This window comes from Lentzea sp. NBRC 102530, from assembly GCF_030269365.1.
Classification (GTDB): Bacteria; Actinomycetota; Actinomycetes; order Mycobacteriales; family Pseudonocardiaceae; genus Lentzea.
This window is the reverse complement of record NZ_BSTF01000010.1, coordinates 317,635-328,854: the sequence shown is the minus strand read 5'-3', so window position 1 is coordinate 328,854 and position 11,220 is coordinate 317,635. Positions and strand designations below refer to the sequence as shown.

Genomic DNA, 11,220 nt, shown 5'->3' with positions numbered 1-11,220 from the left:
ACGCTCATCGCGGGCCGAAGCGGTAACCGAAGCCGCGCACGGTGTGCACGTACCCCGGTTCGCCGGGCACGTCCTCGATCTTCGCGCGCAACCGCTGCACGCACGCGTCGACCAGCCGCGAGTCGCCCAGGTAGTCGTGCTCCCACACCGCTTCGAGGATCTGCTGGCGGGTCAGCACGCGGCCGGGGGTGCGGGACAGTTCGAGCAGCAGCTTCAGCTCGGTCGGGGTCAGCGCGACCTTCACGTCGTTCTTGAGCACCTGAAGTCCTGCCCGATCGATCAGCAGCGACCCGTGCCGTTCGACCGACGACGGCTCGGAGACCGTCCGCCGCAGCACCGCCCGGATGCGGGCCTCCAGCACGCGCGGTTCGACGGGCTTGACCACGTAGTCGTCCGCACCCGCCTCCAGGCCCGCCACCACGTCGAAGTCGTCGCCGCGAGCGGTCAGCATGATGATCGGCACCTCGGCGTGCGACCGCATCCGGCGGCACGTCTCGAAGCCGTCGATGCCCGGCAGCATGATGTCGAGGACCACGATGTCGGGGCGGGACTCGCGCAGTCGCTCGACGCCTTCCTCACCTGTCGGCGCCGCGCGGACCTCGTGCCCCTGCCGGCGCAACGCCAGTCCGAGTCCTTCACGCACCGAGGGGTCGTCCTCCACCAGCAAGACCATCGCCACGAGATCCATTATCGGCGGGAGAACGCGGGGTCGCCCGTTCTGTAGCGGAACCATGACATGGTGTGGACGTTCTCATGGACCGGCTCGCGGAATCTCGAACGCATGGCCGGAAGCTTGGTGGGATTCCTCTTCACATACTTCGCGCTGGTGTGGACGTCGTTCGGGCAGAAGGCGGAGAACGCCGCGTTGCCCGAGTTGTCGTTGCAACGCTCGTGGGCGTCCGACGTGGACATGGCGATCGTCGTCGCCGCCGTGCTCGTCATCGTGTTCGCGCGCAAGAAGTCGCTCATGCCGTTGCTGCTGCTCGGCGGTTCGGTGCTGGGGGCGCAGGTGCTGAAGCTGCACGTGCTGGTGCGGCCGCCGATGGACGACGAGGCGGTGCTGGTGCACAACAGCTTCCCGAGTGGACACACGACGGCCGCGGTGGCGTCGGTGATCGCGGTGACGATGGCCGTGCCGCGCCGGTTCGCGCTGTTCGTGGCGGTGCCCGGGGCGATCGGCGCGGGAGCGGTGGCGGCGGAGACGGTGTCGCTCGGCTGGCACCGGTTCAGCGACACGCTCGGCGCGGCGCTGCTGGTCTCGACCTTCGCGTTCCTGCTGCTGCGCAGGTGGACCGCGGGACTGGTCGTGCCGCCCGCGCTGGCGGCCGGCGGGGTGTGGCTGATGGTGAGCTACCCGCAGGCCACGCCGTCGACTCTCGCCGGCGTCGTGACCGCGGGTGTGGTGCTGCACTTCGGGTGGGCCGTGAGTGGTCCCGTCCGTCGGGGCGGGCAGGACCACTCACGACCGGGATCACCCGTCGTGGTCGGTGGCGATCAGTTCGGCGATGGCGTCGAGAGCAGCGTCCGCTCCGTCCCCCTCGGCGCTGAGCACCACCTCGTCACCGTGCATCGCGCCCAGGGTCATGAGTCCCAGGACACTCGCCGCTTCCACGGCTTCGCCGCCGTCCTTGCGGATGGTGACCGTCACCGGTTGGTCGGCGGCGGCCTTCGCCAGCAGTGCGGCAGGCCGGGCGTGCAGTCCGACCTTGCTGGCCACGGTGACCCGTCGCTCGGCCATGATGGTTCCTCCCGGTAGAGCTGGTTGAGCTGAGCTGACTACTGCCTGTCGTGCCTGGCGGGCTTCTCGGTCACGGCCGTGTCGGCCGCACCCGAGGCACCCACGACGCTCTCGTCGGCCTCCGGCGACTCGTCGTCCTCGCGGCCCGGCGTCTTCAGGTTCCACTTGGTGATGACCCAGCGGAACACGAAGTAGTAGATCGCCGCGTACACGAGACCGATCGGGATGATGAGCAGCGGCCGCGTAGCGATGTTGAAGTTGAGCAGGTAGTCGATCACACCGGCCGAGAAGCCGAAACCGTCGTGCACGCCCAGGGCGTTCGTGATGGCGAGCGACGTACCGGTCAGGATCGCGTGGATGACGTACAGCGGCCACGCGACGAACATGAACGCGAACTCGAGCGGCTCGGTGACACCCGTGATGAACGAGGTGAGGGCCGCGGAGCCCATGATGCCGGCGATGATCTTCTTCTGCGACGGCTTGGCGGTGTGGATGATCGCCAGGGCGGCCGCGGGGAGCGCGAACATGAAGATCGGGAAGAAGCCGGACATGAACGTGCCCGCGGTCGGGTCACCGGCGAAGAAGCGCGGGATGTCACCGGTCTTGGTGGCACCGTCGACCTGGTACTCGCCGAAGACCTGCCACATGAACGTGTTCGGGATGTGGTGCAGACCCAGCGGGATCAGGAGGCGGTTGATCACGCCGTAGATGCCGGCACCGACGATCGTGCTGCCCGCGACGGCCTCGCCGACGGCGGTCAGGCCCTTGTCGAACCACGGGTAGATGAGACCCATGACCACGGCGACCGGGATCATGACACCCGCGACGATGATCGGCACGAAGCGGCGGCCACCGAAGAACGCGAGGTACGGGGGCAGCTTGATGCGGTGGTACTTCTGCCACAGCACGGCGGAGATCAGGCCCACCACGATGCCGGTCAGCACCGAGTAGTTGATCTGCTCCTGCTTGGTCGGGTCCTCGGCGAGCGGCAGGACCATGGGCGACATGGCCTTGAAGACGGCCTGCGTCACCACGAAACCGACCACGGCCGACAGCGCGGTCGAACCGTCGCCCCTGCGGGCGAAGCCGATCGCCACACCCACCGCGAACAGCAGCGGCAGGTTGCTGAACAGGGCGTCACCCGCGCCACCGATGACGGCGGCGACCTTGTTCCAGCCCAGACCGTCCTTGCCGAGCAGGTCGGGCTGGCCGAGACGCAGGAGAAGTGCGGCGGCGGGCAGTGAGGCGATCGGCAGCATGAGGCTGCGGCCGAACCGCTGCATACCGGCCAGGCCCTTGAACCCGCGACCGCCTGTCGCCTCTGGGGCGCTGGCGCTCATGTGGTACCTCCCTTGGCGGAGTGAGGAGCGGAACCCGGGACGGTCCGGTCCAGTTGCATGGTCACCTGGTAGAGATCGCCCCGGTACCAGGAAGTCACGTCTTCGCAGGGCTGCCCGTTGGCACTGGCGACCCTCCTGAACACGAGGAGCGGGCTGCCCTTGCGGACGTCGAGCGCCTTCGCGGTCTCCGCGTCGGCGGTCTCGGCCCACACGGTCTGCCGCGCGTGGTCGAGCTGGATTCCGTACCGGGTCGCGATGATCTCGTAGAGCGATCCGGTCAGGTCGCAACGGTCGAGCTCGGGAAGCATGTGCGGGCTGTACCAGCCGGCCTCGAGCGCCAACGGTGCCCCGTCGGCCTTGCGCAGCCGCACGACGCGGTACGCGTACTCGTCCGGCTCCAGCCCCAGCGACGCCTTGGAGCCCGGCGCCGCCTGGCCGGCGCTGATCACCTCGGTGCTCGGCTCGACCCCGCGAGCCTTCATGTCCGAGGTGAACGAGGCCAGGAAGAGCTGCAGGTCGTAGCGCCTCTTGGCGGTGAACGTCCCGCGACCCTTGGCCCGCGTGAGCAGGCCGTCGGCGACCAGCTGGCCGACCGCGGCCCGCACGGTGATGCGAGAGACCCCGTACCGCTCGGCCAGGTCGCGCTCCGACGGGATCGGGGAGCCGGGAGCGAGCTCCTGTTCGGCCAGCCGCCGCAGGATCTCGCGCAGCTGCGCGTGCTTGGGCTTGGGCCCCTCCACGATCTCGTTCACTCGCTCACCTCCTCGCTAGTGGTACTTTCCGGTCTAGACCAGTTGGTGCGGGAGAATGCTCCGCGCACCGAGCGGGTGTCAACCGCTGTTACGGGAACGAGAGGTACGAACGTGGCTGACGAGAAGGCGCAGAAGATCCTCGCCGCGCTGGGCGGGCGCGACAACGTCATCGAGATCGAGCCCTGCATCACCCGTCTGCGGTGCGAACTCGAGGACGGGGCGATCGTGGACGAGAAGGCCCTGAAGGCGTTGGGAGCACACGGAGTCATGCGTTCCGGCAACGTCGTCCAGGTCGTCGTCGGCCCCGAGGCGGACACCATCGCGTCGGACATCGAGGACCTCCTGTGAGCGTCCGCGTCGGCAGCCCCGTGGCCGGCCGGGTGGTCGCGCTCTCCGAGGTCCCGGACCAGGTGTTCGCCGAGGCGATGGTGGGCCCCGGCGTCGCCGTCGAGCCCGCCCGCGTGAAGGCCGACGTCGTCTCCCCGCTCGACGGCACGATCGTCACGCTGCACCCGCACGCGTTCGTGGTCGCCGGTGCGGACGGCGCTGCCGTCCTGGTCCACCTGGGCATCGACACCGTGAAGCGCAAGGGCGAGGGCTTCGAGGTGCACGTCGTCAAGGGTGAGCAGGTCCAGGCCGGTCAGAAGATCGTGACGTGGGACCCGGCCGAGGTCGAGGCGGCCGGGTACGCGCCGATCTGCCCGGTCATCGCGCTGGACGCGACGGCGGAGGCGCTCGGCGACCTCGCCCTGGGCGTCGACGTGACGGCGAACGACGCGCTGTTCGACTGGTCTCGCTGAGCATTTCCCGCGGCTGCCTCCACCGGCTTCACGGCCGGCGAAGGCAGCCGTTTGCTTTCCCGTCCGGGGTGGACTGCGAACAGGACGTGCGGTACGGTTCGAAATGTGACGGCCTGGGGAGGCCAATGCACACTGGGGGAAATAAACGCGTTCATCGATCCGATTCTTCGGTGCCGCTTTGTTTTCGGCCGCATCGCGGCCATGCAGTCCCGCAGGGGGCGGGTTCTGCGCATCACGCGTGAGTTCGGTCGCCGCACGTCCTCGAACTCATCGCGTTGTGCGCTCGATTGCTCGTGGGTCCTTTCCGGCCGCTCAGGTGTCTTCGCAATTCATGGACAATCCGAGAGCAACGGAGGATGCAACCGTGACTTCGCAACGGCAGGCGTTTCTGGCCGACCTCGAGGCGGAGCTGACCGCTCCCGCCGTGAACCGCCAGGCAGACGGCGGCACTGCGGCTACCGGCGGGCTGGGTCGCAGGATCCGCCACCTCGCCGCCACCGTGCTGGCGAGCGCTTCTTTCTTCGCGTTGTCGGCCGGTGCGGCCAGCGCGTCCCAGAACGGTTCCGCGGTAGTCGCCGCCGACTGCTTCCAGCCTGATTTCAAGGACTACACGCACACCAAGCGCTGCGGTGGGCTGGACATCCAGAGGTTCACCTACCTGTACCGCTATTCACCCAACCAGGTCGTCGTCTGCTACGTCTTCGACCACCACTCGTTCACGTGCAACACCTGGTACTACATCGGCCGCAAGGAAGCCTGCGGCTGAGCGTGAGAAAGGACGCGGGTGTCGCCGTGTGTGCGGCACCCGCGTTCAACTGCGGAACGAGATCAGGCTTTCGACGGGGGACGTGAATGCGTGACGAGAACGCGCCGTGGGTGCGGCAGGTCCTGCCGCCGCTCACCGGGCTGAGCCACACCGGGCGGCGGGTGAGCGGCAGGACGAGCGTCGTGGTCCTGGCGAAGGACGAGGAACGCTGCGTTGCGCGCTGCCTGGACAGCGTCCTGGCCGGCGGGTTCGACGAGGTGCTGGTGGTCGACACCGGGTCGGTGGACGGCACGCCGGATGTCGTGCAGGCCTACGCGGACCTGGGCGTCCGGCTCGTGCGGGTGCCGTGGCCCGGCTCGTTCGCGCAGGTGCGCAACCTCGCGGTCGAGGCCGTCGGCACGGGCTGGGTCGTCTTCCTCGACGCCGACGAGTGGATGACCGAGCGGACCGCTCGCGAACTGCGCGACTGCCTCGACTCGGTGGCCGACCTCGAGGGGTTGCCGGGGCTCGTGTTCGCGCCGCGCGTCTTCGACGTCGACCGCGAGGTGTTCGAGGACACGATCCCGCGCGTGCTCAGGGCGGAGGGCCACGTCCGGTTCAGGGGAGCGGTGCACGAGTACCCCGTGGTGCGCGGTGACCGCGACGAACCGGTCGGGGTCGTCGGGCTCGACCTCGTCTTCCACCACGACGGCTACCGCCGGGACGTGGTCGAGGCCAAGGGGAAGAGGCAGCGCAACCTCGCGTTGCTCAGAGCCGCGCGCGCCGCCGATCCGGCCAACCCCCGATGGCTGTACTTCCTGGTCCGCGACGGTCTGCCCGTGCTCAGCCGGGACGAGGTCGCCGGCCTGTGCGACGCGCTGCGCGCTCTCGTGGGCCGTGACACCGGGACGGGGGACCTCCTCGACGCGACCGACTACCTCAGGCTCGCGCTCGTCTTCTCGTGCCAGGGGTTCGCGGCCGCCCGGGACTGGGGCGCCGTCCTGCTGTTCTGCGACGGGCTGGGTCCGGTGGACGCGCTGTACTTCCGTTCGATGGCCGAGGTGGCCGGTGGCGTGGTGACCAGGGAGGACCTGGTGCACGCCGTGCGGACGCGGCAGGACAGCGCGCTGGTGTCCGACAGCGCCGTCGATCCCTCCGGACGGCACGTGGACGCGTTGATCTGCGCGTTGCTGGGGAGGGTGCGCAGTGAGGAGGAAGCGGAGCGGTACCGCGAGCTCTGCGATCCCTGGGACGACGTCTTCTTCGAGAGGTCGGTGCTGCGCGTGCGATGAGCCGTGTTCCCCGGTGTCGTGAACGGACCGTTCACGACAGCGCGGAATTTGGCCCGAGCCGTGCCGGGCAGGACCGTGGTGCCATGACCACGGTCCTGCCCGCGTTCACGCCGGGCGCGCTCCTCAGAGGCGCGCTCGTGGCTTCGCTGTGGACGGTCGCCTCCGTCCTCGGCGCACCACCCGCGTCGTTCGTGCTGGCCTGGTTCGGCGTCGTGCTCGCGGCGGTCGACCTGCGGCACCACCGCCTGCCGGACGCCCTCACCCTCCCGCTGGCCGCCGCCCTGCTGCTCCTGCAGTCCCACCGGCTGGGAGGAGCGCTGCTGACGGCGGCGGTTTTCGGTGGCGCGCATCTCGCCGTCAGGCGTCTGAAGCCGGCCTGCATGGGCGGCGGCGACGTGAAGCTGACCTTCGGCCTCGGCGCCGCGCTCTCGCTGCCGCAGCTCCTACCTGCGGCGATCCTGTCGAGCGCGGTCACCCTCGCCCTCGCCGCGCTCAAGCGCACCCGCGCCGTGCCCCACGGTCCGGGCTTGCTGGCCGCCACCTGGGCGTTGACGACGCTGTGAAAGGATTGTGAACGTGCTGCGCTGGATCACCGCTGGAGAATCACACGGCCCCGCCCTCGTCGCCGTCCTGGAGGGCATGCCCGCCGGGGTGGAGGTGACCACCGAGGACCTCGTCGCCCAGCTGGGGCGCCGCAGGCTCGGGTTCGGTCGCTCGCCCCGCATGGGTTTCGAGCAGGACGAGGTCGAGATCCTCGGCGGCGTCCGCCACGGCAGGACGCAGGGCGGTCCGGTCGCGGTGACGATCGGCAACTCCGAGTGGCCCAAGTGGCAGACGGTCATGTCGCCGGACCCGGTCGACCCGAGCCTGCTCAAGCCGACCGGCCGCAACGAGGCCCTCACCCGCCCGCGGCCCGGTCACGCGGACCTGCCGGGCATGCAGAAGTTCGGCTTCGACGAGGCCCGCCCGGTGCTGGAGCGCGCTTCAGCCAGGGAGACCGCCGCCCGCACCGCGCTCGGCACGGTCGCGCGCCAGTTCCTGCAGCAGTTGCTCGGCGTGCAGATCGTCAGCCACGTCGTGTCCATCGGCAAGGCCGAGACGCCCGAGGACGCGGCCCTGCCGACGCCGGACGACCTGGCCGCCATCGACTCCTCCCCGGTGCGGTGCTTCGACCAGCGCGGTACGGACGCCATGGTCGCCGAGGTCGAGGCCGTCAAGGAGGCCGGGGACACGGTCGGCGGCGTCATCGAGGTGCTCGCCTACGGCCTGCCGCCGGGTCTCGGCTCGCACGTGCACTGGGACCGCCGCCTCGACGCCCGCCTCGCCGCCGCGCTCATGGGCGTGCAGGCGATGAAGGGCGTGGAGATCGGCGACGGGTTCACGTCGGCGAAGCGCTGGGGTTCGCAGGCGCACGACGAGATCGACCGCGGCAGCGGCCCGGTCGGCGTCACCCGTCGCTCGAACCGCGCCGGTGGCCTCGAGGGTGGCATCACCAACGGCGAGATCCTCCGCGCCCGCGTGGCCATGAAGCCCATCTCGACCGTCCCGCGTGCACTGTCCACTGTGGATGTCCGGACCGGCGAGCCCGCCGTCGCGATCCACCAGCGCTCGGACGTCTGCGCCGTGCCGCGCGCCGGTGTCGTGCTGGAGTCCGTGGTGGCGCTGGTGCTCGCCGAGGCGGCGCTGGAGAAGTTCGGCGGCGACTCGCTCGACGAGACGCGCCGCAACGCCCACGCGTACCTCAAGGCCCTGGAAGCCCGCTGGGAGGGCATGTGAGCCCGCGCTTCGTCGTGGTCGGCCCGCCCGGCGCGGGCAAGACCACGGTCAGCGAGCTGCTCGCCGCCCGCCTGGACGTCCCGTTCCGCGACGTGGACGCCGACATCGTCGAGCTGGCCGGCAAACCGATCTCGGACATCTTCCTCGACGACGGCGAGCCCGCCTTCCGCGCCATGGAAGAGGAAGCGGTCGCCAAGGCACTCGTCGAGCACGAGGGCGTGCTGGCCCTGGGCGGGGGAGCGGTGCTGTCCGCGACGACCCGCGAACGCCTGGGCGAGCACACCGTGGTGTTCCTGAACGTGGGCATGGCCGAGGGCGTGCGCCGCACCGGGCTCGCGTCCAACCGCCCGCTGCTGACCGGCGTGAACCCGCGCGCCACGTTCAAGGCGCTGCTCGATGCGCGCCTGCCGCTGTACCGCGAGGTCGCGACGATCGAGGTGCTGACCGACGCCCTCGACCCGCAGCAGGTGACCGACGCGGTGATCAAGGGAGCTGAAGCATGACCGAGCCCGTGCGCATCCGGGTCGCCGCGGAGAAGCCCTACGACGTGGTGATCGGCCGCGGCCTGCTCGGCGACATCGTCGAGTTCCTCAGCGGCGCCGCGAAGATCGCGATCATCCACCAGCCCACGCTCGCCGAGACGGCGAAGGTGCTGGTCGACGAGCTCAAGGCCGTGGGTGCCGACGCGCACCGCGTCGAGGTCCCCGACGCCGAGGACGGCAAGGACCTCGCCGTCGCGGGCTTCTGCTGGGACGTCCTGGGCAAGATCGGCCTCGCCCGCACCGACGTCGTCGTGGGCCTGGGCGGCGGCGCCGTCACCGACCTCGCGGGCTTCGTCGCGTCCACCTGGATGCGCGGCGTGCGGCTGGTCAACATCCCGACGACGCTGCTCGGCATGGTCGACGCGGCCGTCGGCGGCAAGACCGGCATCAACACCGACGCGGGCAAGAACCTCGTCGGCACGTTCTACGAGCCGGACGCCATCTTCGTCGACCTCGCCACGCTGGAGACGTTGCCGCGCAACGAACTCGTCGCCGGCATGGCCGAGATCGTCAAGGGCGGCTTCATCGCCGACCCGGTCATCCTCGACCTGATCGAGGCCGACCCCGCCGCCGCCCTCGACCCGGCCGGCGAGGTGCTCGCCGACCTGGTCCGCCGCAAGATCCAGATCAAGGCCGACGTCGTCACGAACGACCTGCGCGAGTCGTCCCTGCGCGAGATCCTCAACTACGGCCACACCCTCGGCCACGCCATCGAACGCCGCGAGCGCTACCGCTGGCGTCATGGCGCCGCCATCAGCGTGGGCCTGGTCTTCGCCGCCGAACTGGCCCGCCTCGCGGGCCGCCTCGACGACGAGACCGCCGACCGCCACAAGCGCGTCCTCGAACTCCTCGGCCTGCCGACCACCTACGACCCGGACGCCCTGCCGCAGCTCATGGAGGGCATGAAGGTCGACAAGAAGAACAAGGCGGGCGTGCTCCGCTTCGTCGTCCTCGACGGCCTCGCGAAGCCCGGCCGCCTCGAAGGCCCGGACCCGGCCCTGATCGCCGCCGCGTACGGCGCCGTCGCCGCCGAGCCCAAGTCGTCGGGCGGGACGGTGCTGCTGTGAAGGTCCTGGTCCTCAACGGCCCCAACCTGAACCGCCTGGGCACCCGCGAGCCGCTCATCTACGGCAGCACCACCCACGCCGACCTGGTGGACATGTGCGTCGCCGAGGGCAAGGACCTCGGCCTCGACGTCGAGGTCCGCCAGACCAACCACGAGGGCGAGATGGTCGGCTGGCTGCACGAGGCAGCCGACGCGGGCACCCCGGTGGTCCTCAACGGCGCGGCCTGGACGCACTACTCGATCGCCCTGCGCGACGCGTGCTCCCAGCTCACCGCACCCCTGGTCGAGGTGCACATCTCGAACATCCACCAGCGCGAGGAGTTCCGGCACCACAGCGTGGTCTCGGCGGTCGCGGTCGGCGTGATCGCGGGCCTGGGCGTCGAGGGCTACCTCCTCGCCCTGCGCTGGCTGGCCCTCAAGCAGGAGTAGCGCGCACCGGGTGGCGCATCCAGAGGTTCGTCTCCTCGTAGACGCCCTGGTCGCGCTCCCGGTCGATCCGCAGCAGGTCCAGTCCACCGGCGACGACGTACCGCCCGCTCCGCGGGAACGCCGTCGAGGTCCACCGCTCCCACTCGGCGACGGTCCCGGTCACCACCATCGACCGGGGCGCGGGCGCGAGGATCGTGGCCCCGAGCCGCTGGTGGGTGCGGATCCACGGGTCGAGGTGCAGGCCGTCCTCCCGCGCCCACCGCTGGAAGTCCTCCATGGACGTCCGCGGGTAGGTCGCCTTCGAGGTCGGCCGCACCGGCACGATCACCCGCGAGAGCCCGTCCTCCGCCGCCCGCTCGCGCAACCCGGTGAGCACCCGCCCGGCCAGCCCGCCTCCGGTCCGGTCGGTCCGCACGGTCGCCGCGACCACGCACAACGTGTCCGGCGCGAGTCCGGCCTCGTGCTCCCGGACCGCCGCGGCCAACGCCCCGTCGTACCCGCCGTCAGGCAACCCCGGCACCGAACCGTCCCAGCGCAACGCCACGGCCGTCGCGCGCGCCAGCACCGAGTCGTCGTCATCGAGCAGAAGCACGTCGTAGCGCGGGAAGTACTCGGCCACGGCGGCGCGGCAGTCGCGCGGTACCTGGCCGCGCAGCACGAACGGCGGCCACCCGTCCCGCAACGCGGCCTGCGCGGGCCCCTGCAGATCGGGCCGCGAGCCGTTCGAGACGATCTCCACC

14 protein-coding genes and 1 pseudogene are annotated in these 11,220 nt (G+C 70.5%); 10 read left to right on the top strand and 5 right to left on the bottom strand.

Annotated features, from left to right (window positions below):
* Positions 1-4 precede the first annotated feature (4 nt).
* The gene (locus tag QSK25_RS27125) at positions 5-679 is read right to left on the bottom strand and encodes a response regulator (RefSeq protein ID WP_285642346.1); all 675 of its coding nucleotides are present in this window, start codon (positions 677-679) and stop codon (positions 5-7) included.
* A gap of 57 nt (positions 680-736) precedes the next feature.
* On the opposite strand from QSK25_RS27125, the pseudogene QSK25_RS45455 reads away from it, so the two are divergent.
* A pseudogene (locus tag QSK25_RS45455) lies at positions 737-1,273 on the top strand (phosphatase PAP2 family protein); the annotation flags it as partial.
* A gap of 198 nt (positions 1,274-1,471) precedes the next feature.
* On the opposite strand, the gene QSK25_RS27115 reads toward QSK25_RS45455, so the two are convergent.
* Genes QSK25_RS27115 through QSK25_RS27105 form a run of 3 tightly spaced genes read right to left on the bottom strand, consistent with a single transcriptional unit; the run spans position 1,472 to position 3,830 of the window.
* The gene (locus tag QSK25_RS27115) at positions 1,472-1,738 is read right to left on the bottom strand and encodes an HPr family phosphocarrier protein (RefSeq protein WP_285642411.1); all 267 of its coding nucleotides are present in this window, start codon (positions 1,736-1,738) and stop codon (positions 1,472-1,474) included.
* Between the two features lie 38 nt (positions 1,739-1,776).
* Positions 1,777-3,078: a PTS transporter subunit EIIC gene (locus tag QSK25_RS27110; RefSeq protein ID WP_285642345.1), complete on the bottom strand. Its 1,302-nt coding sequence runs from the start codon at positions 3,076-3,078 to the stop codon at positions 1,777-1,779.
* Entirely contained in the window at positions 3,075-3,830 is a 756-nt protein-coding gene (locus QSK25_RS27105) for a GntR family transcriptional regulator (protein WP_285642344.1), read from the bottom strand. The genes QSK25_RS27110 and QSK25_RS27105 overlap by 4 nt, the downstream gene beginning before the upstream one ends.
* A gap of 111 nt (positions 3,831-3,941) precedes the next feature.
* Here QSK25_RS27105 and QSK25_RS27100 point away from each other — a divergent pair, with 111 nt between their 5' ends.
* From QSK25_RS27100 to aroQ, 9 genes are all read left to right on the top strand, one after another.
* Complete coding sequence (locus QSK25_RS27100; protein ID WP_285642343.1) at positions 3,942-4,178, top strand: PTS sugar transporter subunit IIB; 237 nt, start codon at positions 3,942-3,944, stop codon at positions 4,176-4,178.
* Entirely contained in the window at positions 4,175-4,630 is a 456-nt protein-coding gene (locus QSK25_RS27095) for a PTS sugar transporter subunit IIA (RefSeq protein ID WP_285642342.1), read from the top strand. The genes QSK25_RS27100 and QSK25_RS27095 overlap by 4 nt, the downstream gene beginning before the upstream one ends.
* A 364-nt stretch (positions 4,631-4,994) precedes the next feature.
* Positions 4,995-5,396 carry a hypothetical protein gene (locus tag QSK25_RS27090; RefSeq protein WP_285642340.1) on the top strand — a complete coding sequence of 134 codons (402 nt, stop codon included), beginning with the start codon at positions 4,995-4,997 and terminating at the stop codon, positions 5,394-5,396.
* A gap of 86 nt (positions 5,397-5,482) precedes the next feature.
* Positions 5,483-6,667, top strand: a complete 1,185-nt coding sequence (locus tag QSK25_RS27085; protein ID WP_285642338.1) for a glycosyltransferase — start codon at positions 5,483-5,485, stop codon at positions 6,665-6,667.
* A gap of 83 nt (positions 6,668-6,750) precedes the next feature.
* Positions 6,751-7,230 carry a prepilin peptidase gene (locus QSK25_RS27080; RefSeq protein ID WP_285642336.1) on the top strand — a complete coding sequence of 160 codons (480 nt, stop codon included), beginning with the start codon at positions 6,751-6,753 and terminating at the stop codon, positions 7,228-7,230.
* A 13-nt stretch (positions 7,231-7,243) separates the two neighbouring features.
* Positions 7,244-8,443: a chorismate synthase gene (gene aroC, locus QSK25_RS27075; protein ID WP_285642335.1), complete on the top strand. Its 1,200-nt coding sequence runs from the start codon at positions 7,244-7,246 to the stop codon at positions 8,441-8,443.
* Entirely contained in the window at positions 8,440-8,946 is a 507-nt protein-coding gene (locus QSK25_RS27070) for a shikimate kinase (RefSeq protein WP_285642334.1), read from the top strand. Before aroC ends, QSK25_RS27070 begins: the two co-directional genes overlap by 4 nt.
* A complete protein-coding gene (aroB, locus tag QSK25_RS27065) occupies positions 8,943-10,052 on the top strand; it encodes a 3-dehydroquinate synthase (protein WP_285642333.1) in 1,110 nt (369 codons plus the stop codon). The genes QSK25_RS27070 and aroB overlap by 4 nt, the downstream gene beginning before the upstream one ends.
* Positions 10,049-10,480, top strand: coding sequence for a type II 3-dehydroquinate dehydratase (gene aroQ, locus QSK25_RS27060; protein ID WP_285642332.1), 432 nt, complete (start codon positions 10,049-10,051; stop codon positions 10,478-10,480). Before aroB ends, aroQ begins: the two co-directional genes overlap by 4 nt.
* Here the strand turns inward: aroQ and QSK25_RS27055 are convergent.
* Positions 10,467-11,219: a Long-chain-fatty-acid--CoA ligase gene (locus QSK25_RS27055; RefSeq protein ID WP_285642331.1), complete on the bottom strand. Its 753-nt coding sequence runs from the start codon at positions 11,217-11,219 to the stop codon at positions 10,467-10,469. The genes aroQ and QSK25_RS27055 overlap by 14 nt on opposite strands.
* Position 11,220: the final 1 nt, after the last annotated feature.

Bases quoted from the DNA above. Each gene is read 5' to 3' on its own strand.
- aroB (WP_285642333.1), top strand. From the start codon at position 8,943: ATGACCGAGCCCGTGCGCATCCGGGTCGCCGCGGAGAAGCCCTACGAC.
- QSK25_RS27085 (WP_285642338.1), top strand. From the start codon at position 5,483: ATGCGTGACGAGAACGCGCCGTGGGTGCGGCAGGTCCTGCCGCCGCTC.
- QSK25_RS27110 (WP_285642345.1), bottom strand. From the start codon at position 3,078: ATGAGCGCCAGCGCCCCAGAGGCGACAGGCGGTCGCGGGTTCAAGGGC.
- QSK25_RS27080 (WP_285642336.1), top strand. From the start codon at position 6,751: ATGACCACGGTCCTGCCCGCGTTCACGCCGGGCGCGCTCCTCAGAGGC.
- QSK25_RS27115 (WP_285642411.1), bottom strand. From the start codon at position 1,738: ATGGCCGAGCGACGGGTCACCGTGGCCAGCAAGGTCGGACTGCACGCC.